The 24,252-nt window shown below is 67.7% G+C and carries 17 protein-coding genes; 5 read left to right on the top strand and 12 right to left on the bottom strand.

Annotation, left to right across the window (positions count from 1 at the left end):
• Positions 1-18: 18 nt before the first annotated feature.
• Genes ACW4E8_RS11840 through ACW4E8_RS11830 form a run of 3 tightly spaced genes read right to left on the bottom strand, consistent with a single transcriptional unit; the run spans position 19 to position 3,776 of the window.
• Positions 19-1,002 (bottom strand): Bug family tripartite tricarboxylate transporter substrate binding protein, encoded by a 984-nt coding sequence (locus ACW4E8_RS11840; protein WP_456804683.1) that lies wholly within the window; start codon positions 1,000-1,002, stop codon positions 19-21.
• 34 nt (positions 1,003-1,036) lie between these two features.
• On the bottom strand, positions 1,037-2,749 hold the full coding sequence (locus ACW4E8_RS11835) for a long-chain fatty acid--CoA ligase (protein WP_456804682.1): 1,713 nt from the start codon (positions 2,747-2,749) through the stop codon (positions 1,037-1,039).
• A 34-nt stretch (positions 2,750-2,783) separates the two neighbouring features.
• Entirely contained in the window at positions 2,784-3,776 is a 993-nt protein-coding gene (locus ACW4E8_RS11830) for a Bug family tripartite tricarboxylate transporter substrate binding protein (RefSeq protein WP_456804681.1), read from the bottom strand.
• 317 nt (positions 3,777-4,093) lie between these two features.
• Here ACW4E8_RS11830 and ACW4E8_RS11825 point away from each other — a divergent pair, with 317 nt between their 5' ends.
• A complete protein-coding gene (locus ACW4E8_RS11825; RefSeq protein WP_456804680.1) occupies positions 4,094-5,275 on the top strand; it encodes an AraC family transcriptional regulator in 1,182 nt (393 codons plus the stop codon).
• 13 nt (positions 5,276-5,288) lie between these two features.
• Here the strand turns inward: ACW4E8_RS11825 and ACW4E8_RS11820 are convergent, their stop codons facing one another.
• From ACW4E8_RS11820 to ACW4E8_RS11790, 7 genes are all read right to left on the bottom strand, one after another.
• On the bottom strand, positions 5,289-6,641 hold the full coding sequence (locus ACW4E8_RS11820) for a TolC family outer membrane protein (protein WP_456804679.1): 1,353 nt from the start codon (positions 6,639-6,641) through the stop codon (positions 5,289-5,291).
• A 166-nt stretch (positions 6,642-6,807) separates the two neighbouring features.
• Positions 6,808-11,439 carry a beta strand repeat-containing protein gene (locus ACW4E8_RS11815; RefSeq protein WP_456804678.1) on the bottom strand — a complete coding sequence of 1,544 codons (4,632 nt, stop codon included), beginning with the start codon at positions 11,437-11,439 and terminating at the stop codon, positions 6,808-6,810.
• Between the two features lie 74 nt (positions 11,440-11,513).
• Positions 11,514-12,899: an HlyD family type I secretion periplasmic adaptor subunit gene (locus tag ACW4E8_RS11810; protein ID WP_456804677.1), complete on the bottom strand. Its 1,386-nt coding sequence runs from the start codon at positions 12,897-12,899 to the stop codon at positions 11,514-11,516.
• A complete protein-coding gene (locus ACW4E8_RS11805; RefSeq protein WP_456804676.1) occupies positions 12,886-15,078 on the bottom strand; it encodes a type I secretion system permease/ATPase in 2,193 nt (730 codons plus the stop codon). Before ACW4E8_RS11805 ends, ACW4E8_RS11810 begins: the two co-directional genes overlap by 14 nt.
• A 305-nt stretch (positions 15,079-15,383) precedes the next feature.
• Positions 15,384-15,590 (bottom strand): DUF6494 family protein, encoded by a 207-nt coding sequence (locus ACW4E8_RS11800; protein ID WP_456804675.1) that lies wholly within the window; start codon positions 15,588-15,590, stop codon positions 15,384-15,386.
• A gap of 155 nt (positions 15,591-15,745) precedes the next feature.
• Positions 15,746-16,990, bottom strand: a complete 1,245-nt coding sequence (locus ACW4E8_RS11795; RefSeq protein ID WP_456804674.1) for a CaiB/BaiF CoA transferase family protein — start codon at positions 16,988-16,990, stop codon at positions 15,746-15,748.
• Positions 16,990-17,904, bottom strand: coding sequence for an SDR family NAD(P)-dependent oxidoreductase (locus ACW4E8_RS11790; protein ID WP_035820693.1), 915 nt, complete (start codon positions 17,902-17,904; stop codon positions 16,990-16,992). The genes ACW4E8_RS11795 and ACW4E8_RS11790 overlap by 1 nt, the downstream gene beginning before the upstream one ends.
• A gap of 189 nt (positions 17,905-18,093) precedes the next feature.
• On the opposite strand from ACW4E8_RS11790, the gene ACW4E8_RS11785 reads away from it, so the two are divergent.
• A complete protein-coding gene (locus tag ACW4E8_RS11785) occupies positions 18,094-18,996 on the top strand; it encodes a LysR substrate-binding domain-containing protein (RefSeq protein WP_456804673.1) in 903 nt (300 codons plus the stop codon).
• Between the two features lie 32 nt (positions 18,997-19,028).
• Here ACW4E8_RS11785 and ACW4E8_RS11780 read toward each other — a convergent pair whose 3' ends face one another.
• The gene (locus ACW4E8_RS11780) at positions 19,029-19,535 is read right to left on the bottom strand and encodes a DUF2628 domain-containing protein (RefSeq protein WP_456804672.1); all 507 of its coding nucleotides are present in this window, start codon (positions 19,533-19,535) and stop codon (positions 19,029-19,031) included.
• Between the two features lie 194 nt (positions 19,536-19,729).
• Positions 19,730-20,197, bottom strand: a complete 468-nt coding sequence (locus ACW4E8_RS11775) for an MgtC/SapB family protein (protein WP_456804671.1) — start codon at positions 20,195-20,197, stop codon at positions 19,730-19,732.
• Positions 20,198-20,407: 210 nt separating this feature from the next.
• On the opposite strand from ACW4E8_RS11775, the gene ACW4E8_RS11770 reads away from it, so the two are divergent.
• The 3 genes from ACW4E8_RS11770 to ACW4E8_RS11760 all read left to right on the top strand — a co-directional run bounded on the left by ACW4E8_RS11770 (position 20,408) and on the right by ACW4E8_RS11760 (position 24,243).
• Positions 20,408-21,577, top strand: coding sequence for an acyl-CoA dehydrogenase family protein (locus ACW4E8_RS11770; protein ID WP_456804670.1), 1,170 nt, complete (start codon positions 20,408-20,410; stop codon positions 21,575-21,577).
• A 9-nt stretch (positions 21,578-21,586) separates the two neighbouring features.
• Positions 21,587-22,786 (top strand): CaiB/BaiF CoA transferase family protein, encoded by a 1,200-nt coding sequence (locus ACW4E8_RS11765; RefSeq protein WP_456804669.1) that lies wholly within the window; start codon positions 21,587-21,589, stop codon positions 22,784-22,786.
• A gap of 74 nt (positions 22,787-22,860) precedes the next feature.
• Positions 22,861-24,243 (top strand): MmgE/PrpD family protein, encoded by a 1,383-nt coding sequence (locus ACW4E8_RS11760; RefSeq protein ID WP_456804668.1) that lies wholly within the window; start codon positions 22,861-22,863, stop codon positions 24,241-24,243.
• The last annotated feature ends 9 nt before the right edge of the window (positions 24,244-24,252 follow it).

Genomic DNA, 24,252 nt, shown 5'->3' with positions numbered 1-24,252 from the left:
GGCTCCGGGAGGCGGGTTTCAGTCGAGCTGGATATTGGCGTCGCGCACGATCTTGGCCCACTTGGGCGTGTCGCCGGCGACCACGGCCGCCAGTCCCTGCGGCGCGGACCCGACCGGCTGCAGGCCCATGCTGGCCAGCTTCTGCGTCACTTCGGGCAGCCGCACGATGCGCGCGGTCTCTGCCGCCAGCTTCGCCGTCACATCCTTGGGCGCATTGGCCGGCAGGAACAGCCCGTACCAGCCGTTGGGCTCGAACCCCGGCAGGCCCAGTTCAGTGAAGGTCGGCACATTGGGCAGCGCCTTGTAGCGCTGGGTGCCGGTGATGCCGAGGATCTTGAACTTGTTGCTGCCCAGGTACGGGTTGGCCGAGGTCACGTCGACAAAGGCGCTGTCCACCTGGCCGCCGAGCAGGTCGCTCATCAGCGGCGCCGCGCCCTTGTAAGGGATATGCGCGATCTCGATGCCTGCCTGCTGCTTGAGCAGTTCGCCATGCAGGTGCGACGAGGTGCCGTTGCCGTAGGAGCCATAGCTGAGCTTGCCGGCCTTGGCCAGCGCCAGGAACTCGCGCATATTGCTGGCCGGCACGCGGTTGGGCACCACGAACAGGTCGGACGACCTGGCGATCAGCGAGACCGGCGTGAAGTCCCTGGCCACGTCGTACGGCGTGCGCTTGTACAGGGCCGGCGACTGGATCAGCGCGGTGATCGCCAGCAGGAGGGTGTAGCCGTCGGCCGGCGCCTTGGCGACGGTGTCGTTGCCCAGCATGCCGCTGGCGCCGGGCTTGTTTTCCACCACCACCGGCTGGCCCAGGCTTTCGGCCAGGCGCTGGCCGATCAGGCGGCCCACGGTGTCGGTGCCGCCGCCGGCCGGGTACGGCACGATCATGCGAATCGGCTTGCTCGGATACGGTTGCTGCGCGAAGGCGCTGCCCGCGCCGCCGAGGATGGCCGCGCCGGCCAGGGTGCCGGCCTGTGCCAGCCAGTTGCGTCTGCTTTGCTGCATGCTGTCTCTCTCTTTCCTGAATTCGGCGCTGGCGTCAGGCGCTCGGGTTGTCCGCCTGCATCTCGCGCTCCTGCAAGGCGCGCCACAGGATCTTGCCGGTGGCCGACTTGGGCAGCGCATCGACCACGTCGACGATGCGCGGCACCTTGTACGCGGCCATATGCTCGCGGCACCAGGCCATGATGCGTTCGGGGTCGGCTTCAGCCGTGCCGCGTGCTTCCGGGCGCAGCGCCACCACGGCCTTGACGGTCTCGCCGCGGCGCTCGTCGCGGGCGGCGATCACGCAGGCTTCGTGGATGGCCGGGTGCCCGTACAGCAGGTTCTCCACCTCGGCCGGCCAGACCTTGTAGCCGGACGCGTTGATCATCCGCTTGAGGCGGTCGCGCATGAAGAAGTAGCCTTCCTCGTCCATGAAGCCGAGGTCGCCGGTGCGCAGGAAGCGCTTGCCGCCGATCTCGATGAAGGTGGCCGCGTTGGCTTCCGGATTGTGCCAGTAGCCCTGCATCACCTGGCCGCCGTGGACCACGATCTCGCCGGTCTCGCCGTAAGGCAGTTCCTGCAGCGTCTCGGGATCGACCACGCGCGCGTCCACGCCGAAGGTGGCGATGCCCAGGCATTCGCGCTTGGGCTGGTTGCGCGGGTTCGACAGGATGAAGGCCGCGGTCTCGGTCATGCCGTAGGCCTCGACGTAGGGCAGGCCGAAACGTTCCTGCAGCATATTGGCCACCGCTTCGGGCATGGCCGCGCCGCCGCCGCCCACGTAGGCCAGGCTCGACAGGTCGCGCGCGTCGATGCCCGGCTGGGAGAAGAAGTCCACCATCATCGCCGGCGGCGCACCCCAGACCGAGACGCGGTAGCGCTCGATCAGGTCCGCGGCCAGCGCGCGGTCCCAGCGCGGCATCAGCACCACGGTGGCGCCCAGGTAGAGCGGCGAGTTCATGCAGTTCTGCATGCCCAGCAGGTGGAACATCGGCGCCACTGCCAGCACCACGGATTCGGGCGTAGCGCCGCGCCAGATCACCGAACCGGCCGCCGCGGTCATCAGCGTGCCGTGGCTATGCATGCAGCCCTTGGGGTGGCCGGTGGTGCCGGAGGTATAGGCCAGCATGCACAGCGTGTCGTAGCCCGCCTGGTGCGGCAGCGGCCGGTGCCCGGCGGCGCTGGCCGCGTCCCAGGCCACCGGCATCGCGCCGGAGGGCGCAGCCTGCGGCGCGGGCGGCGGTTCGCGCAGCCAGGCCGGCACGGCCAGGCCGCCGTCGTCGCGCAGCATGCCGGCATAGTCGTGCAGGATCACATGGCGCAGCGCCGGGCCGTGCAGCGGTGCCACGCGCTGGTACAGCTCGCTGCCGGCAAAGGCGGCGACCGCGCCGCTGTCCTGCACCACATGGGCAAGTTCGGCCTCCAGCCACATCGGGTTGGCCGGCACCACCACGCCTTCGGCGCGCAGGATCGCGTAGTAAGCAACGATGAACTGCGGGCAGTTCTGGCTGAACAGCAGCACCCGGTCGCCCGGCTGGATGCCGCAGGCCTGCTGCAGGTAGCCCGCCATCCGTTCGATCTCGTCCTGCAGCTGGCCGTAGGAAATCGCGGTGCCGAAATACTGGATCGCGGTCTTGTCCGGATAGCGGTGCGCCGCCGCCTCGACGTTGTAGAACAGGCTGGTGCGCGGCGTATGCAGCGCGGCCGGCAGGCCAGGCGGCCAGGCCGGGGAACGGAACGGCTGGTTGGTACTTGTAGCAGGCTTCATTTGCAGCAATCGATACAGGTCAGTCGGGAAGAACTCAGTCCAGGCGGATGTTGTTGGTGCGGATGACCTTGCCCCAGCGTGCGTAGTCAGCCTGGACGGTCTGCGCGAACGCATCCGGCGTGCTGCCGGTCAGGACGATGCCCATGTCGCTCATGCGCTTGCGAATGTCTGGCTGGGCCAGGACGCGATTGACGTCGGCCGAGTACTTGTCGACGATGGCCCGGGGCGTGGCGGCAGGCAGGAACAGGCCGAACCATCCCAACCCGTCCATGCCGGCAACGCCCGCCTCGCGGAAGGTCGGCACATCCGGCAACTGCGGCGAGCGGCTGCCGCCGGTCACGGCCAGCGCGCGCAGGCGCCCCGAGGCGTTGTGCGGCTTGGCGCCCATCACCGAGATGATGGCGGCCGGCACCTGCCCGCCCAGCAGGTCGTTCAGCTCCGGTGCCTCACCCTTGTATGACACATGGACCATGTCCAGTTTGGCGGACTCCTTGAAGATCTCGCCGTACAGGTGGCCGCTTGAGCCGGTGCCGTAGGAGCCGTAGGAGAACTGCCTGGGCTTGGCGCGGACCAGCTCGATGAATTCCTTCAGGCTGGTGGCCGGCACCGAGTTGTGCACGGCAAAGACCAGGTTGGTGGTGCCCAGCTCCGACACCGCGGCAAAGTCCTTGACCGGGTCCACCGGCGGCTTCGCATACAGGCTGGGCGCCTGCACGAGGGTGGTGATCGTCAGCAAGGCGGTATGGCCGTCAGGCTCGGCGCGGGCCACGGCCTCGGAGCCGATCATGCTGCTCGCGCCGGGGCGGTTCTCCACCACCACCGGGCGCGACCAGGCCTTGCCAAGCCCGTCGGCAATGGCACGCGCGAGCACGTCGGTGGCGCCGCCGGCCGGGTATGGCACGACCAGCCGGACCGTCTTCGACGGGAATTGCCCCTGGGCGAAGGCGGCATCCCCACCCAGCACCCCGGCCACGGCCAGCAACCCGGCCCCAAAGCGCCACAGCGCACTACGACGATCTGCCTGCATGTGTTGTCTCCATTGTTTTTCCTGAGGCGGGAACGGGTCTTAGCCCCGTTTCTGGTCCCGTCCGGGCCGGTGCGCCGGCCTTGTATCGGTATTAGCCGCAGAGTGCGCGATGCTGCGGTGCGTGGACAATGACCAGACAAGCCAAAATGATTGGCCGAATCGCTCAGATGGAAGGCAGCCTTTGGCAAATCCCGATTGTGCGGTGCAGTCGCGGCTTGCTAAGGTGGCGAGACGATGTGGCGAAACGTCCGGGAACGCCCGCGGAACCAGCCGTTCCGCGGTGCCGGCGCCGACGCGCCACCGTGATGAGGAGACCCATGCATACCGCTGTCCTGTCATCGCTGCGCCCGACCGTGCCAGGCAAGCTGCACCTCGCCGGCAGCGCACTGCCGCCGGCGCCCGGGCACGGCCATGCCCCAGGCCGTGCCGATGCCCCGGCCACCACGGCGCAGGCCGCGCCACAGGCCTCGGCGCGCCACACCATTGCGATCCAGCATGTGGATCACATCCTGCTGGGCCCGCGCCGGCTGGGCCACGACCTTGCCGCGCTGCTGCGCCGGGCCGGGATTTCGCCGGCGCTGCTGGCCTCGCCCAATGCGCGCGTCACCCAAGGCCAGTACGCGGCGCTGATCCGCACGCTGCGCCGCGTCATGCGCGATGAACTATGGGGGCTGCTGGACCGGCCCGTGACCCCGGGCGTGTTTGCGCAAGCGTGCCGCAACCTGATCCATTGCGCCACGCTGGAGGACGCCATCCGCGCCGGGCTGCGCCTGTACCGGCTGCATATCGACGCCTTCGCGCCACGCCTGCATGTCAGCGCCGACGGCAAGACCGCCTCCGTGGTGCTGCATCCGCGCGCGCCGGCCTCGGCCTGCCGCAGCTTTGCCGAATCGACTTTCGTGTTCCATGCCTACGCGCTGCTCAGCTGGCTGGTCGCCGGCCATATCCCGCTGGCGCGGGTCGACCTGAGCGCCGCGCCGTCACAGGGCGGCCCGGAGACCGAGCGCGTCTTCAAGACCGCCGTGCATTACGGCCAGCCTGTCTCCGTGCTGCATTTCGATGCCGCCAGCCTGCGCCTGCCGGTGATGCAGGACGCCGCCAGCCTGCGCGAGTTCCTGCGCGAGACGCCGCGCAACCTGCTGATCCGCTACCGCGACAACAGCTGCCTGGCCGAGCGCATCCGGCAGCACTTGCGTTCCCACCTGGATGACGAACTGCCGTCGCTGGAACAGATGGCGCAGATGCTGCGGCTCACGCCCCAGACGCTGCGCCGCCGGCTGCGCGACGAGGGCAGCGGCTACCAGAGCATCAAGGACAGCCTGCGGCGCGACGTGGCCATCGGCATGCTGGAGCGTCCGTGCATGACGCTGCAGGACGTGGCACTGCGGCTCGGGTTCTCCGAGCCGAGCACGTTTCACCGGGCATTCAAGAAATGGACGGGCGTGGCGCCGGGCGAGTATCGGTTGCGGGGGATGCGGGGGGAAGCTGTGCCGGGCTGAGGCGGCGCCATCGTTATCTCTGGCCCAGCGGCGGCCCTGTCCGCTGCCCCACCTGCACCATCCCCTCCCTGGGCACCGGCACCTGCAGGGTCGCCAGCAGCAAGCCCATGCCGGCAAGGATGCGGTACTGGCTGGCCAGTTCGGTGTACTGGCCGGTCACGTAGGCAGTGCGGGCGCTGAAGTACTCATTCTCGGCATTGAGCAGGTCAAGCAGGCTGCGCTGCCCGATCCGGAACTGCTTGCCGTAGCTGACGCGCGTGGCATCGCTGGCCTGCACGTATTGCCCGAGGCTCGCCAGCCGGTCCTGCGCCGTCAGGTAGGCGTTGAAGGCCTGCGACACGCTTTCCTGCACCTGCCTGCGCAGCCGGTCCAGGTTCTGTTCCGCTTCCTGAACCTGGTACCCGGCTTCATTGATGCGTGCCTTGTCGGCGTTGCCGCGGAACAGGTTGTAGCGCACCCGCAGCATCACACTGCGCTCATCGGTCGTGCCGAGCACGCGGTCACGGTCGCGCGCCACGCCGACCTCCAGATCCAGCCTTGGCCACATTGCCGCCTTGGCCAGCGAGCGTCCGGCCTGGGCTTCGGCAATATCGGCCTGCCCGGCGCCCAATGCCGGATGGCTGGCGCCTGCCACCTGCTGCGCCTCGCGTTCGGTGGCAGGCAGCACCGCCGACAGCGATTCCGGCCTGGACAACGCCTCCGGCGGCGCCCCGACCACGCGCAGGTAGGCCGTCATGGCGTCCTGCAGGCTGCCCTGCTCGGCCCTCAGGCTGGCCTTGGCCAGCGCCAGGCGGCTCTCGGCCTGGTAGAGGTCGGCGCGGCGCAGCACGCCGTTGTCGGCGCCAAGCCTGATCTGGTCATAGATGTGCTGGTGCGCTTCGAGATTGGCCAGGCCGATGGCCACGGTTTCCTGGCGCCGCAGCACCTCCACATAGACGCCGACCGTGCGCAGCGCGATGTCTTCGGCAGTCGCGCCGACACGATAGGCCGCGCCGTCGATCCGTGCGCCCTGGCGCTCCACGTCGCTGCTGGTGGCAAAGCCATCGAACAGCATCTGCGAGATCGTCACGCCGGCCGCGTGGCTGGCATAGGAAGAGTCAGACAGGCCCATCAGCCGTGTGCTGTGGCTGTCCAGGCGTACGCGACCGGTGGCGGCATTGACATCGACCCGCGGCAGGTAACCGGCGCGCGCCTGCGTCAGCCCCTCGTCCGCGGCCAGCCGGCGGCTGCCCGCCGCCAGCACTTCGGGATTGGTATGCACGGCTTGCTCGACTGCCTGGCGCAGCGCCTGGGCTGCCGCGTGATGCGGCACCACCATGGCTGCCCATAGCAGTACATGTGCCAGCCGGCACCATGTCGTTGTCATGCTTCCCCCACTCGGGCGCACCCGCTGCCTCGTATCGCGCTGGCCGGCGCCTGCGCGATGCGGGAAGCGGTGCGCTACCCGTTTATTATGGTTTTCAACTGCACCGGAATCCGGTCTTACTGCTGCCCTGCATTTCCCTCTCTGAATCCGCCACCGATCGCACGCCTCAGGCCGTGTGGATATTGCCGTTGCTCAACAGCGTGTTGAGATCGAGCCCGACCACGCCCTGAAGCACGGCCACGTCCTGGAATGCGGCAGCCGCGCCACTGCCATCCCGATCCAGGCTGACCACGGTGTTGCCATCGACTTCCGACAGGCGGACGAACTGCGCCGCATTGGCGGTGGTCACGCTGACGCCGGAAAGCAGGTCGGCAAGATCCAGCACGTCGCCACCCGCTGCCACTGGTGCCACGTCGAAGTCGCCGATCGTGTCCACCGAGGCGGCATCGGCGCGCAGGAAGCGGAAGGTGTCGCTGCCTGCGCCGCCCGTCAGCCTGTCAGCCCCGGCGCCGCCGGTCAGTACGTCGTTGCCAGCGCCTCCCGCGAGCAGGTCGTCGCCCGCGCCGCCGCGCAACACGTCGTTGCCGGCCGAGCCGGTGAGGTTGTCGTTGAATGCCGAACCGATCACGCCTTCCATGTTCTTGTAGGTGTCGGTACCAAGGCCAGTCACGCCCGGGCCTGCCGTGGTGGCGATACTGCTCTGCGTCATCGTGAAGACAACCGAGCCCTTCGCATCGGAAAAGTCCAGCAGGTCGAGGCCTGCGCCGCCGTCGATGATGTCATTGCCCCCGCCACCGCGAATGATGTCGTTGGCGGAGCTGCCGGTCAGCGTGTCACTGCTCCCCGAACCGATCACGCCCTCCATGTTCTTGTAGCTGTCGGAACCGAGTCCGGTCGCCGAACCCAGGTTGACCGAGGTGGCGAGGCTGCTTTGTATCAGCGAAACGGAAACCCCCACGGCGGCATCAGAGAAATCCAGCAGGTCTATGCCTGCGCCGCCGTCGATGATGTCATTGCCCGCGGCACCCCGCAGCACGTCGTCGCCGTCGCCGCCGTTGAGCGTGTCGGCTCCCGTTCCGCCAATAAAGGTGTCGGCAATTGCGGCGCCCGTCAATGTATCGCTCTGGCTGCCACCATCCAGGTAGGAAGCCTGGTAGTCCCGGCCCGCCAAGGACACCGTGGCATCGTTTGCGGTCAACAAGACATTGACCGTGACGGTCGCCGTGCTGGTGCCGCCGGCTCCGTCTGAAACGGTATAGCTGAAGGTGCCCTGCGGCGTCTTGTCTACGTCGAACCTGATGTAGCTGCCATTGGTTTCCGGCGCGAACATCAGGTTGCTGATCCCGGCTGTGTGAGGCCCAAGTGCGGTGACTGACAACGCCATCCCATCGACATCGCCATCATTGCCAAGCAGTGCGCTGACCGGAATCAGGACGGTGCTGGTGGTGTTGCTGTTGCCATTGTTGTTGTTCGAGACATAAATCACGTCTGCGGCTGCTACGGGAGCGTCGTTGACCGGATTGACCGTGATCGCCACCGCGTCGGTATCGACGGCACTGCCATCGCTGCTCTGCATTTGCACCGATGCCACACCCGCATAGTTGCCGTCGCCAACGAAACGCAGGCCGTCCAGCGCGGCATTTATCGCCGCGTCGCTGCCCGTGAACGTCATGGTGCTGTCCGCAGTGCCGTCGCCCGCCAGGAACTGCAGCCCGGCGATACCGTTGAGCGTGAGCGCGCCGGCGGTCGCGGTCAGCGTCACGGTATGGCTGGCGTTGTCCACATCAGAGAGGCTGAGCGCATTGCCTTTGGCCGAACTGAACACCAGCGGCATGTCTTCGTTGACGGCCTGCGCCGTCGGCACAGTGTTCACCACGGCATCGTTGGCGCCAGTGATATTGACGGCAATCACTTGGGTGGCGGTGAGGTCCGACGATTGCACGGACAGCGTGTCGGTGACTTGCTGGCCAGCGGCGAGCGACTCTGCCTTGCTGTTGTCCAGCGTGTAGGTCCAGGCGCCGGTGTTGCTGTCGAAGCTGAAGGTGCCGTACTGCCCCGCCAGGCTCTCCGGCGCCACCGCGGCGAAGTGCGCTTCATCGGCATCGACATCGGTGACCGCCAGCTTGCCGCTGGCGGATGCGTCGCCAGTTTCAGCGTTGCCTGCGCCGCCAGCTTCGGTCACCGCCTTGTCTTCGCTGGCTGAGGCCGTGATGGTGGCGTGGTCGTTGGCGCCGGTGATGTCAACCTTGATGGTCTGCTGCGCGGTCTGGTCGGCCGAAGACACTGTTAGCGAATCGCTGACCTGCTGGCCCGCGATCAGGGTATCGGCCTTGGTGTTGTCGAGCGTATAGGTCCAGGCGCCGGTGTTGCTGTCGAAGGTGAAGGTGCCGTAATGCCCCGCCAGGCTCTCCGGCGCCACCGCGGCGAAGTGCTCTTCACCGGTATCGACGTCAGTAACCGTCAGCTTGCCGCTGGCGGATGCATCACCAGTTTCTGCGTTCCCTGCGCCGCCAGCCTCTGTCACCGCCTTGTCCTCACTGGCTGAGGCCGTGATGGTGGCGTGGTCGTTGGCGCCGATGATGTCGACCTTGATGGTCTGCTGCGCGGTCTGGTCGGCGGAGGACACCGTCAGCGAATCACTGACCTGCTGGCCCGCGAACAGTGCATCGGCCTTGGTGTTGTCGAGCGTGTAGGTCCAGGCGCCGGTGTTGCTGTCGAAGCTGAAGGTGCCGTACTGCCCCGCCAGGCTCTCCGGCGGCACCGCGGCAAAGAGTGCTTCATCGGTATCGACGTCAGTGACCGTCAGCTTGCCGCTGGCGGATGCGTCGCCAGTTTCAGCATTGCCTGCGCCGCCGGCTTCGGTCACCGCCTTGTCCTCGCTGGCCGAGGCCGTGATGGTGGCGTGGTCGTTGGCGCCGGTGATGTCGACCTTGATGGTCTGCTGCGCCATCTGGTCGGCCGAAGACACCGTCAGCGAGTCGCTGACTTGCTGGCCCGCGATCAGGGCATCGGCCTTGGTGTTGTCCAGCGTGTAGGTCCAGGCGCCGGTGTTGCTGTCGAAGGCGAAGGTGCCGTACTGCCCCGCCAGGCTCTCCGGCGCCACCGCGGCAAAGTGCGCTTCACCGGTATCGACATCGGTAACCGTCAGCTTACCGCTGGCGGATGCGTCACCAGTTTCAGCGTTGCCTGCGCCCCCAGCTTCGGTCACCGCCTTGTCCTCGCTGGCCGAGGACGTGATGGTAGCGCCATCGTTGGCACCAGTGATGTCGACCTTGATGGTCTGCTGCGCGGTCTGGTCGGCGGAGGACACTGTCAGCGAATCGCTGACCTGCTGGCCCGCGATCAGTGCATCGGCCTTGGTGTTGTCGAGCGTGTAGGTCCAGGCGCCGGTGTTGCTGTAGAAGCTGAAGGTACCGTACTGTCCCGCCAGGCTCTCCGCCGGCACCGCGGCGAAGTGCGCTTCACCGGTATCGACGTCAGTGACCGTCAGCTTGCCGCTGGCAGATGCGTCACCGGGGTCGGTGTTGCCTGCACCACCAGCCTCGGTCACCGCCTTGTCCTCGCTGGCCGAGGCCGTGATGGTAGCGCCGTCGTTGGCGCCGGTAATCCGGATGCTCAGCGATGATGCCGCGCCGGCCTGCCCGTCGGACACCTCATAGTTGAACGTGTCCTGGACTTGCTGCCCCTGCCGCAATGCCTGCACCTGGCCATTGCCGTTGTCCAGCGTATAGCTGTAGCTGCCGTCGGCGTGGAGCGTCAGCGTGCCGTACTGGCCGGCATAGGTGCCAGGATTGGCTACGGCCAGCACGTTGCCCGCATCGACGTCGCTGTCGTTCGACAGCACATTGCCGGTGATCGGGTTCGGAGAGTTGTTCTCGCCGATCGCGTTGGTATCGGCCATTGCCGTGGGCGCATGGTTCTCGTAGCCGGCGAAGTCTGCCTTGGTCAGTTCGTGCAGGCCATTGAGCCTGATGACCATTTCCGCCGTCGCGGGATTGCCATCGACATCCACATAGACATAGGTATTGCCGCCGGATTGCTGGAACCAGGCGCCATGGGCCGTAGGCTGGCGTCCACCCCATTCAAAGCCGGAATTGCCCAGCACCGGCCGCAGGTCGAGACGGTCCGCGCCCCGCTGGAAGTCCGTGATGATGTCCATGCCGGCCGCGGTGGAGTCGGACACCGCGTTGTAGACGAACACGTCACCGCCACTGCCGCCGCTCAACGTGTCGCCGCCGCCCCCGCCGCCAATGTTGTCATCGCCACCTTCGCCATAGATGGTGTCCTTGCCGTTGCCGCCGGCAATGATGTCGGCGCCGCCCAGGGCGGCATTGTTGCCGTTGTCCCCGTAGATGAGGTCATCGCCGTTGCCGCCCTGGATACGATCGTTGCCCGGCTGAGCGGACTCATGGCCGCGCCCGAGAAGAAAGTCGGCATAGCTGTCGTAGCCGTCGCCATACAGCGTATCGCCGCCGTTGTCGCCGGTGTAAAGCGCCGAGGAACCGTCGATGCTGCCAATCACGTCATCGCCGCTGCCGCCATAGACCGCGTCGGTGCCGTTGCCACCGGACAGGTTATCGTTGCCGCGCCCGCCGAACACGCGGTCCTTGCCGTTGGCACCCAGCAGCGTGTCATTGCCGTCGCCGCCTTCGACGATATCGTCGCCGTTGCCGGCATCGACATAGTCGTTGCCATCGCCGGCGCTGACGTAGTCATTGCCATTGCCGCTCAGGATAGTGTCGGCGGACGTGGTGCCGCTGATGCTGTCGCTGCCGTTGCTACCTGTCAGGGTTGCCATGATCACTCTCCGTCCTGAATGCCGGCCTGCTGGCCATGCCTTGCTTGTTATCGTCGTGGGCAATCCGCCCGCTCTTATCGTTCCCGGAACGCCAGTTCCCTGGTCTTGATGATGGGCTTGAGCAGGTAATGGAGCACTGTCTTCTGCCCGGTCAGCACATCGACCGTGGCCACCATGCCGGGCAGGATGGGTACCTGCACGGCACTGCCGCCTGGCCGGTTGTCGCGGGTGCGCACGCGCACCAGGTAGTAGCTTTCGGGGCGCTCGCCCGGGCGCTCCGGCGTCAGCGTATCGGCGCTGATATGTTCCACGGTGCCGGGAAAGCCGCCATAGACCGAGAAGTCGTAGGCCGACAGCTTGACCACCGCCGACTGGCCGGGCCGCAGGAAAGCAATGTCGGCAGGCCGCACGCGCGCCTCAACCAGCAGCGTGTCTTCCAGCGGGACGATCTCCAGCAGGTCCATGCCGGGCTGCACCACGCCGCCCACGGTATTGATCTTGATCTGCTTGATGACGCCCGCAAGCGGGGCGCGTACCAGGGTGCGGTCGACGCGGTCCTGCAGCGCCGTGTTGGTGGCGCTCTGCGCGGCCTGTTCGGCCTTGGCCTGGTTGAGCTCCTTCATGGCCTCGGCGCGATAATGCGTGCCCAGTTCGTCGGCTTTCTGCTGGCTCTCGCGGTAGGCGGCCTCCAGGCGCGGCATGGCGAGCCGCGCGGCCTCGAGCTCGCCTTTCAGGTCATTGGCCTGGCGCTCCAGCCGCAGCAAGTCGACCTCGGACACCACGCCCTGCGCCACCATCGGGCGCATCATGGTCAGCTCCTGCGCCACCAGGCGATGGCTCTGCCGCAGTTGCTGTTCGCGCGAGCGCTTCTCGGTCAGTTCCTGCCTCCGTTGCTCTGACTGCTGGCGCAGCACGGCAAGATTGGCATCGAACGCGCGCTTGCGCGACTCGAACAGCGCGCGCTCCTCGGACACGAAGCGGCGGCCCTCGGCATCGGCCGGCGCACTCGCCACGAACGCCGTGCCGTCGGCCTCGGCGCTCAGGCGCGCAATGCGTGCCACCAGCGCATCGTCCCTGGTGCGGCCCTCCTGGTATGAAGCCGTGAAGCGGGTATCGTCGATGCGCATCAGCGGCTGGTCCTTGTTCACCACCTGCCCCGGTCGCACCATGATCTCGGCGATGATCCCGCCTTCGAGGTTCTGCACCACCTGCACCTGGCTCGACGGGATCACCTTGCCCTCGCCTACGGCCACCTCGTCCACCTGCGCCAGCGCGGCCCAGGCCAGCGCCACCAGCACGAAGACCAGGGCGGACCAGAGAATCCAGTGCGTGAAATAGCGCGGTTGCGCCATCGCGGCCGCATCGCGCTCGCACATGAATGCGGTGTCGTCGGCGCGCGGCCTCAGCGCGGCGATCAGGCGCCGCGCCGGCCCCATGCGTTGCGGATCAGGAAGCGACATGGAGCTTCCTCCCCGCGAGCGCGTTCAGGACTTCGGCCTTGGGGCCATCGGCCACGATACGGCCCTGGTCCATCACGATCAGGCGATCGACCAGGCTGAGCAGCGAGCCGCGATGCGTGACCAGGATCAGCGTGCGCCCGCCCAGCGCCGAGGCCAGGCGCGCCTTGAACTGCTCCTCGGTACGGTTGTCCATGGCGCTGCTGGGTTCGTCGAGCAGCAGCAGCGGCGGCTGCAGCAACTCGGCACGGGCAATGGCAATAGCCTGGCGCTGGCCGCCCGACAGGCCTTCGCCGCGCTCTCCCAGGCGCAGGTCATAGCCGTCAGGCAGGCGATCGACAAAGTCGCTCACGCCGCCCAGGCGCGCCGCGCGCAGCACCGCTTCGTCGTCGGCGTATGGGGCGCCCATCACGATGTTGTCGCGTAGGGTGCCGCTGAACAGCATCACGTCCTGCGGCACATAGCCGATGTCGCGCCGTAGCGCCGCCGGGTCCAGCTGGCGCACCTCCGCGCCGTCGACCAGCACGGTGCCGGCATCCGGTGCGTACAGGCCGAGGATCAGCTTCTCGATGGTGGTCTTGCCTGAGCCGATGCGGCCGATCAGGCCGACCCGCTCGCCGCTGGCAATGCGGAACGAGACCCCATCCAGAGCCGCGATGTCGCGGCCCGGATAGCGAAAGCTGACCTGCCGGAACTCGATCTCGCCGCGCAGCGGCGGACGGTGCAGGAAATGCTTGCCCGGCGGGCGCTCGACGGGCAGCGCCATCATGCGGTCGATGCCGGCCAGCGCCGTGCGCGCCTGATGATAGCGGGTGGTCAGCCCTGCCACTTGCGAGAGCGGCGCCAGCGCCCGGCCGGCAAGGATGGTGCAGGCAATCAGGCCGCCCGTGGTCAGCCGGTCGTCGGCGATCAGGTAGACGCCGATCACCACCACCACCAGCGTGGCAGCCTGCTGGGCGAACAGTGAGAGGTTGATCACGCAGGCGGAGAGCAGCCGCGCCCGCAGTCCCAGCTGCGCCATCTGTCCGACCACCTGCTCCCATTTGCGCTGGGCGGCACCTTCGGCACCGCTGGTCTTGATGGTCTCCAGCCCCACCAGGGTTTCGACCAGTGCGGCCTGGCGCTGGGCCGCGCAGGCGCTGCTGGCGTGTACCGCGCGCGACAGCGGCCCCTGCAGCAGCAGGCTGATGCCGATCACCAGCGGCACCGCCAGCAGCGGCACCCAGGCCAGCGGGCCACCGACCCAGAACATGGCCGCAATGAAGACCGCGGCGAACGGAAGGTCGACCAGGGTCGTGATGGTGGCCGAGGTCAGGAACTCGCGCACCGACTCGAATTCATGCAGCTGGCTGCTCAGGCTGCCCACCGACGCCGGCCGCGCCTTCATCTCGATGCCCAGCACCTTCTCGAACACCGTCGCGGAGACCGTGACATCGATGCGCCGGCCAGCCACGTCGACAAAATAGCCGCGCAGCGTGCGCATCACCAGCTCGAAGCCAAGCACCAGGCCGACGCCGATGGCCAGCGCCCACAGCGTTTCCAGCGCATGATTCGGCACCACGCGGTCATAGACGTTCATGGTGAACAGCGGCATGACCAGCGCGAACAGGCTGAGCAGCAGCGAGGCAACCAGCACCTCGCCATAGAGCGGCCACGACTGGCGCATCACGCCCCAGAACCATCCATGCGGCGGCGTCGGCCCGGCATCGCCCGCCGCCTCGAAGCGGTGCGCGGGCCGGGCGAAGATGGCATGGCCGGTGTACCGGGCCAGCAGGTCTTCTCGGCGGACCGGCTGCTCGCCGTCGCCCCATTCCGGCTGCGAGACCAGCAGCATGCCCTCGTCGCCACGGCGCAGCAATACGCACGCCTCGCCCTGGTCGAGCAGCAGGATGGCGGGCAGCACCAGGTCCGGGATTTCGTCCAGCGGGCGCTTGACCAGCCGGGCCGACATGCCGGCGCGTGCGGCCGCGCGTGGAAACAAGGCAGGGGTCAGGCGATTCGCATCAAGCGGCAGGCCCGCAATCAGCGCTTCGGCCGCAACCGGCCGCTGGAAGCGCCGGGCCAGCCAGAGCAGGCACGCCAGCAGCGGATCCTCGGGGCGCGCGTGCCGACATGCCGGATCCGGCAGGTTCCAGCCGGTGTCCTCGATGTTCCTTGCGGGCGTAGCGGCGGCGGCATGCATGGCAACGGCCCCCGCGCTTCAGAGCGGCGCGTGGCCCGTGCGGTGGCGTGTGACCCGCCCTTGCGCACGTCGCGTTGCACGGCCTGCGCATACCCCGCCCCCAGCGCAATGCATGCGCTCGTTGCATCCAGCCATGGTGTCCCCCCGGTCCCATTGGTTCGACGTTTCCGGGAAGATTATGTGAGGGGGGCCTGCGCGCCCATCGTGCAGATGGATCAACTTGCGCAACAAAAGGACCGGACAGGGTCATCCTTTTGGCGTTTCACGCAAGAAACAGAACCACTGCGAACACCGCCACGACCGGCTTACTCAAGCTGGATCTCGCCGTCGAACCGCGCCTTGAGCTGCACGCCCGCCAGTTCCAGGGTCACCGACACCGGAAAGCGCTCGGTACCGGCAATGGTGCCGTCGGCCAGCGCCTTCGCAACCGCCTGCTCGATGTCGCGCTGGGAACTGACGCCGACCACCTTCAGGAACTTGCGGATGCTGAGGTTGAAGGTCTCTTCGTTCATGGCTGTCTCCTGGGGAACCGGGGGAACCGCGGAAAGCGGCTTGCGGCCGCTACCCAGACAGCCTAGGCGATGGAGAGACTTTGTGCAGGTGCCTGCCGTGCCAGGGAAACTGACAGAAGGTGCCCGGCAGCTTCCCGCCAGGCACCCGCCTCCTGTCAGACCACGCCTTGCTCGCGCAGCCTGGCGATGCGCTCGGCCGACAAACCCAGCACCGTTTCCAGCACGTGCCCGGTATGCTCGCCCAGCCGCGGCGGCGGTGCGTCGTATTGCACCGGAGTTGCCGACAGCCGCAGCGGACTCTTGACGGTCGGGCACAGGCTGCCATCCTCGCGCACCAGGTCGACCTGCAGCTCGCGATGCCGCACCTGCGGGTCTTCCAGCACCTGGCCGTAGTCGTTGATCGGCCCGCACGGGATGCCCTGCGCTTCCAGCGCCTGCAGCCAGTGCGCCGTCGGCCGCGTGCGCATATGCGCCTCAAGCAGCGGCACCAGCGTGTCGCGATGGATGATGCGGCCGGGGCCGGTGGCAAAGCGCTCGTCGGCGGCCAGGTCGGGACGCTCGACGCCGCGGCAATACGCCTGCCACTGCCCGTCGTTGCCGGCCGCCACGATCATGTAGCCGTCGGCAGTGGCGAACACATGGTAGGGCACCATATTGGCGTGTGCGTTGCCGTAGCGCGGCATGGCCTTGCCGGTCACGCGCTGGGCGATGATCGGCGTGGCGCCGACCGCCACCACCGCATCGAGCAGCGCCATGTCGATATGCTGGCCTTCGCCGGTGCGCTCGGCATGGCGCAAGGCGGCCAGCACGGCCACGGTGGCGTACATGCCGGTAAGCATGTCGATCACCGCCACGCCCACCTTCTGCGGCCCGCCGCCGGGCAGGTCGTCGCGCTCGCCGGTGACGCTCATCAGGCCGCCCAGGCCCTGGAAGATGAAGTCATAGCCGGGCTTGTGCGCGCTCGGCCCGGTCTGGCCGTAGCCCGTGATCGAGCAGTAGACGATGGACGGGTTGATCGCCTTGAGGCTTTCATAGTCCAGCCCGTAGCGCTTCAGGTCGCCGACCTTGTAGTTCTCCAGCACGATCTGCGACTTCGCCGCCAGTTCGCGCACGATCTCCTGCCCTTGCGGGCTGGCGATATCGAGCGTCACCGACTGCTTGCCGCGGTTGGCGCCGGCAAAGTAGGTGGCGTCGCGCGACGGCTGCCCGTCCGCGCCAGGCAGCCAGGGCGGCCCCCACGAACGGGTGTCGTCGCCCGCGCCGGGCCGCTCCACCTTGATGACTTCGGCCCCCAGGTCCGCCAGGTTCTGCGCGCACCAGGGACCGGCCAGGATGCGCGACAGGTCCAGCACCCGCACGCCGGCAAGCGCGCCGTGCGCCGGGGCCTGGCTGCCCGCCATCAGATCGGGTCCCAGCTGATCACGTCGGGCGAACGCTCCAGCTTGAAGAAGCTGTTGCGCATGGCCGGCATGGCGATCTCGCCCACCGTTTCAGGCGTCCAGCCCTCGCTCATATGCACCGAGCGCACCGGGCGCGGCTGGCTCATCAGGATGATCTCGTTGGCGCGCACCGCGAAGATCTGGCCGTTGACTTCGCTGGCAGCCGGGCTGGCAAGGTAGACCGCCACCGGGGCGATCTTGCCGGCTTCCATCTTCTGCAGCTTGGCCACGCGTGCCTTCTCTTCCGGCGTTTCGGCCGGGATCGAGCTGGTCATGCGGCTCCAGGCGAACGGTGCGATGCAGTTCGAGCGCACGTTGAAGCGCTGCATGTCCAGTGCGATCGACTTGGACAGCGCGGCAATGCCCAGCTTGGCCGCCGAGTAATTGGCCTGGCCCAGGTTGCCGATCAGGCCGGAGGTGGAGGTCATGTGCACGTAGGCGCCGCTCTCCTGGTCCTTGAAGTAGTTGGCCGCGGCGCGGCTGACGAAGAAGGTGCCGTGCAGGTGCACATCGATCACCGAGCGCCATTCTTCTTCATTCATCTTGAAGAACATGCGGTCGCGCAGGTTGCCGGCGTTGTTGACCACGGCGTCGATGCGGCCGAAGTTGTCCAGCGCGCATTGCACGATGGCATTGGCGCCGTTCCAGGTCGACACGCTGTCGGTATTGGCCACGGCCTCACCGCCGGCGGCGCGGATTTCCTCCACCACGCGCTGAGCGGGGCCAGCGTCGCCGCCCTCGCCGGTCATCGACACGCCGAGGTCATTGACCACCACCTTGGCACCGGCGGCGGCCAGTGCCAGCGCGATGCCGCGCCCGATTCCACCACCTGCGCCCGTCACCAGCGCGACCTTGCCTGCCATCAAACCGCTCATTGCGTTGCTCCTCTGAATACTTTTTGTGCGGTCACCGACCGCAAACCCGGCGAAACACCCCTGCGCCGCGGGCATCGCCCGCCGATGCGGTCAATCCGGATGTCCACGCCGCAGTGGATACGATAAATTGACGGCCGAGACTTTGGAATTCACGAATCACAAAACTGGCCTTTGGCCTGACGGAAGCCCATGCATTACGACCTGACCGACCTCCGCCTCTTCCTGAACGTTGGCGAGACGGAGAACCTGACCCGCGCGGCCGAACGCAGCTTTCTTTCGCTGCCCGCGGCCAGCACCCGGATCAAGCAACTGGAAGAGGCGTTCCAGACACAATTGCTGATCCGCCAGGTCAAGGGCGTGCGCCTGACGCCGGCGGGCGATGCGCTGCTGCGCCACGCCCGCGAGGTCTTCCGCGAACTGGAATGCCTGCACGCAGACCTGCGGCCCTATGCCAAGGGCGTCAAGGGCCGCGTGCGGCTGCTGGCCAACACCACCGCCACCAACTCGTTCCTGGCCACCGGCGTATCGCGCTTCCTGAGCGAGAACCCGGACGTGGACATCGAGCTGGAAGAGCACCTGTCGCAGGAAATCGTCTCGGCCATCAGCGCCGGCGCCGCCGACCTGGGCATCGTGGCCGGTGAAGTCGCCACCCAGGACCTGGACGCGATGCACCTGTGCAGCGATGAGCTGATCGTGATCGCCCCCGTCAACCACCCGCTGCCGGCCTTCAAGCGGCTGCATTTCGCCGACCTGCTCGATACCTGCCGCTTTGTCGGCCTGAACCAGTTCAGCGCGATCCAGTCGTTCCTGGACCGCATCGCCGGCGGCATGGGCAAGCGCATCAGCCTGCGCATCCAGGTGGGCAGCTTCGATGCCGTATGCCGCATGGTCGAGGCCGGCGCGGGCATCGCCATCGTGCCCAACAGCTGCGCGCGCCGCTACGCCAGCCGCAAGGTGCTGCGCTTTATCAAGCTGGAAGACGAATGGGCCAAGCGCGAGCTGCGCCTGGTGCGCCGCCCGGGGCGCGAACTGCCCCAGTTTGCCGAAACGCTGATCCAGTACCTGGTCGACGCGGCGCGCGAGCCGGTGTAAGCCGGGGGGTTGCCGGACAGGCAGTCGACAGTTCAGCCGGCGGCCAGCCCGCCGCCCTGCACCACCAGCCCCGCCAGCGGGCTCAGCGACACCGCCATCACCACCAGCAGCAGGCCCATGGCGAACACACCGGGCCAGCTGGTGCGGCCACAGCGCGCCAGGGAGTCGTGCACCAGTTCCGGTGAAAAATGGTACTCGCGCAGGTGCCGGATGGTCGCCTCGGCATGCCAGCGGTAGATCTGGTTGCCATACATGCCCAGCAGCAGTGCCATGGCATACAGCATCGGCCGGACCGCCAGCGGCATCTTCAGCCCGAACAGCGCGTGCAGCACCGGCTCGGCGCAGACGATCAGCGCATAGACCCCCACCTGCCAGTACATGCGCCGGTAGGCCATCCAGAACGGTCCCAGCAGGCACGCCGCCCAGTTCCACGACATGCCGCCGCGCGTCTCGGCCAGGGACCAGCGCTGGCTGTAGTACGCATAGCGCGGCCCCACGAATGCGGCCAGCGCCGCGTCGTCACGGATCGATGATTTCATGCCTGCCTCCCCTGCTCTGCTGCGGCTGCGCCTCCGGAGCGCGGCGCAACCTGTGCCACAGCATAGGGCGCGCCGCGCGCGGCTTGCGTGCGCTGGCGCGCATTGCAGTGGCAAATGACGCAAATTGGCGGGCAAGCGAACAGACCGGCGCACGCCGGGCGGCACGGGTGCCGGATGCGCCGGGCGCGGGTGCGCTATTTCCAGCGCTGCAGGAGCTGCAGGATGCCCAGCGTGAAAATGGTGGCGATCACCGCGGTGGTATCGCGACCCAGGCCGGCAGCCACGCCGATGGCCGCGACCATCCAGATGCTGGCGGCGGTGGTCAGGCCCTCGATGTGGGCTTCGTCGCTGTGCTTCAGGATCGCGCCGGCGCCAAGGAAGCCGATGCCCGTAATCAGCCCCTGCAGCACGCGGCTGATGTCGGCCAGCGGCACCCCGGCCTGCAGCGGCACCAGCACGAACAGCGCCGAGCCCAGCGCCACCAGCATATGGGTGCGCAGCCCCGCTGCCTTGCCGGAGATCTCGCGCTGATAGCCGATCAGGCCGCCCAGCAGCATCGCCATGAACAGGCGCGCCAGGATGCGGGTGGCCTCGGCAGCGTCCGGCACATCGGCGAACTCGGCGCGCAAGACACTGAAAACTTCAGACCAGACCCCGTCCATGGCTCGCCTCCGGGTGCTTTGGTGCAGACCTGAGCGTAGCACGGGTGGCCTGCCGGCAACCGGGCCTGCGGGCCGCAAGGCGCTGGCGCCACATGCAGCTTTCGCCTCCCCTGCTTCCGGCCCACCTAAGCCGCTCTTTCGCAAATCCGAATTTCAGCGTGCCGGGGGCTCGGGAATAATGGCCCCATTCAATCTGAGCGGGGCTACCCCATGCACGCACATCAGGATCCAGACCAGCTGTACCCCGAAATCCGCGAAGCGGTGCGCGACCTCTGCGCCGGCTTCGATTCGGCGTACTGGCAACGGGTGGAAGAGCAGAACGCCTTTCCTGAGACCTTTGTCCAGGCGCTGACCCAGGCAGGCTGGCTGTCGGCGCTAATCCCTGAAGCCTATGGCGGCTCGGGCCTGTCGCTGACTGCGGCCTCGGTCATCATGGAAGAAATCAACCGCAGCGGCGGCAATTCCGGCGCCTGCCACGGCCAGATGTACGTGATGGGCTGCCTGCTGCGCCACGGCTCCGAAGCGCAGAAACAGCGCTGGCTGCCGGGCATCGCCTCGGGCGAGCTGCGCATGCAGTCGATGGCCGTGACCGAGCCCACCACCGGCACCGACACCACCAAGCTGAAGACCACCGCGGTGCGCCAGGGCGACAAGTACATCGTCAATGGCCAGAAGGTGTGGATTTCGCGCGTGCAGCATTCGGACCTGATGCTGCTGCTGGCACGCACCACGCCGCTGGACCAGGTCAAGCGCAAGTCCGAGGGCCTGTCGGTGTTTGTGGTGGACCTGCGCGATGCCATCGGCAAGGGCCTGACGGTCAAGCCGATCCGCAACATGGTCAACCATGAGACCAACGAGCTGTTCTTCGACAACCTTGAAGTCCCCGCAGAAAACCTGATCGGCGAGGAAGGCAAGGGCCTGAAGTACATCCTTGACGGCCTCAACGCCGAGCGCATCCTGATCGCCGCCGAGTGCGTCGGCGATGGCTACTGGTTTGTCGAGCGCGCCAGCAACTATGCGCGCGACCGCATCGTGTTCGACCGCCCGATCGGCCAGAACCAGGCCGTGCAGTTCCCGATCGCGCGCTCGTATATCAATGTCGAGGCCGCCAGCCTGATGCGCTACAAGGCCGCGCAATTGTTCGACGCCGGCAAGCCGTGCGGCAAGGAAGCCAATATCTCGAAGCTGCTGGCCGCCGACGCCTCGTGGGAAGCGGCCAACGTCTGCCTGCAGACGCACGGCGGCTTCGGCTTTGCCGCCGAGTACGACATCGAGCGCAAGTTCCGCGAGACGCGCCTGTACCAGGTGGCCCCGATCTCGACCAACCTGATCCTGTCCTACGTGGCCGAGCATGTGCTCGAGCTGCCGCGTTCGTTCTAAGGCCCCTGCATGTCCCATTCCCCCAAAGGCATCCGCCCGCTCGACGGCATCCGCGTGGTCTCGCTCGAGCACGCCGTGGCCGCGCCCTTCGCCACGCGCCAGCTGGCCGACCTGGGCGCGCGTGTGATCAAGGTCGAGCGCCCCGGCGCGGGCGACTTTGCCCGCGGCTATGACGAGACCGTGCATGGCCAGGCCTCGCACTTCGTCTGGCTCAACCGCGGCAAGGAAAGCCTGACGCTGGACCTGAAGCAGGAAGCCGCGCAGAAGGTGCTGCACCAGCTGCTGGCCGACGCCGACGTGCTGGTGCAGAACCTGGCCCCCGGCGCCGCCGCGCGCATGGGCCTGGACTTCGACACCCTGCACGCCCGCTACGGCAAGCTGATCGTGTGCGATATCTCGGGCTACGGCGATGCCGGCCCCTATCGCGACAAGAAGGCCTATGACCTGCTGATCCAGGCCGCGGCCGGCCTGATCGGCATCACCGGCGGCCCGGACGAGCCCTCGCGCGCGGGCATCTCGATTGCCGACATCGCCGCCGGCATGTATGCCTATACCGGCATCCTGTCAGCGCTGCTGCAGCGCGGGCGCACCGGCGAGGGCGTGCGCGTGGAAGTCACCATGCTTGAAGCGCTGTCCGAATGGATGGGCTACGCGCTCTACTTCGGCCACTACGGCGGCACGCCGCCGGCGCGCTTCGGCGCCTCGCACCCGGCCATCGCCCCGTACGGCGTGCACCGCACCGGCGACGGCGGCAGCGTGATCTTCGGTCTGCAGAACGAGCGCGAATGGCGCGCCTTCTGCGAGAAGGTGCTGGAGCAGCCTGAGCTGCTGCAGGACGAGCGCTTCGCCACCAACTCCGGCCGCGTCAAGAACCGACCCGCGATGACCGAGATCATCGAGCAGCGCTTTGCCTCGATGACCGTGTCGCAGGCGGAGGCGCTGCTGGACGCCGCCCAGATCGCCAACGCGCCGATGAACGACATCGAGGCCGTCTGGAACCACCCGCAACTGGCCGCCCGCAACCGCTGGCGCGAAGTCGCGGTGCCCGGCGGCACCATCGGCGCGCTGCTGCCGCCGGCCAACCTGTCGGGCGTGGAGCCGGTGATGGGCGACGTGCCCGCGCTGGGCGCGCACAGCCGCCAGATCCTGGCCGAGCTCGGCTACGCCGACAGCGACATCGCCGCGCTGGCGGACAAGCAGACCATCTGAACCAATGCCGGCGCCCGGGAAGACCGGGCGCCTTTTTCCTTTCCGCAAACCCCAATTCAATCTCCGGAGCCGGCATGAGCCAACCCGCAGACACCAACTACCCCACCCGCCAGCTTTGCGACTTCCTGGCCGACCTCAAGCTGGCCGACGTGCCCGCGCCCGTGATCGAGCGCACCAAGGACCTGTTCCTGGACTGGATCGCCTCGGCCATCGCCGGCAAGGATGCCCCCGCCGTGCGCAAGCTGCAGGAGTTCGCCGCGGCCATGGGTCCGGCGCAAGGCGGCGCCGAAGTGCTGGTGGACCGCCGCCGCACCTCGCCCTACTTTGCCGCGCTGATCAACGGCGCCTCCTCGCACGTGGTCGAGCAGGACGACGTGCACAACGGCTCGGTCCTGCACCCGGCCGCGGTGGTGTTCCCTGCCGTCGTGGCAGCCGCACAGGCCGAGGGCAAGACCGGCGCCGAAGTGCTGCTGGCTTCGATCGCCGGTTATGAGGCCGGCATCCGCATCGGCGAATTCATGGGCCGTTCGCACTACCGCGTGTTCCACACCACCGGCACGGTGGGCACCCTGGCCGCCGCCGCGGCCGTGGCCAAACTCTATGGCCTGGATGCCGAAGGCATCAACCAGGCACTGGGCTCGGCCGGCACGCAGGCCGCGGGCCTGTGGGAATTCCTGCGCGACGCCGCCGACTCCAAGCAGCTGCATACCGCCAAGGCCGCGGCCGATGGCCTGCAGTCGGCCTGGCTCGCGCGGGCCGGCTTCACCGGCGCGAAGCAGATCCTGGAAGGCGCGCAGGGCATGGCTGCCGGCATGTCGAGCGATGCCAACCCCGCCTGCCTGACCGACGGCCTGGGCACGCGCTGGGCCACCGCCGAGACCTCGTTCAAGTTCTTCGCCTCATGCCGCCACACGCACCCGGCCGCCGATGCGCTCAAGGCGCTGATGCAGCGCGAAGGCATCACCGCCGACCAGGTCGCCAGCGTTACCACGCACGTGCACCAGGGCGCCATCGACGTGCTCGGCCCCGTGGTCAACCCCACCACCATCCACCAGGCCAAGTTCTCGATGGGCACGGTGCTGGGGCTGGTGGCCGTGCACGGCCATGCCGGCCTGGGCGAGTTCGAGCAGCATGCGCTGCAGGACCCGAAGGTGACCGCCTTCCGCGGCAAGGTCGGCATGGAACTGGATGCCGAGATCAACGCCGCCTACCCGCGCCAGTGGATCGGCCGCGTCACCGTCAGGACCACCGACGGCCGCACGCTGGCAGCGCGCGTCGACGTCCCCAAGGGCGATCCCGACAACACCCTGTCGCGCCCGGAACTGGAGGCTAAGGCGCTGCAGCTGGGCGCGTTCCGCCACGGCGCGAGCGAGGCCGAGATGCGTGCCATCATCCAGCGCGTGTGGGCGCTGGAGCAGGCCCCGAACGTCAACGACTGGCTGCCCGCCGCAGGCTGAGAACCAAGA

It is taken from the genome of Cupriavidus sp. CP313 (genome assembly GCF_054072015.1).
Note: the sequence above shows the minus strand (reverse complement) of the source record. Positions and strands in the feature narration are given on the sequence as shown.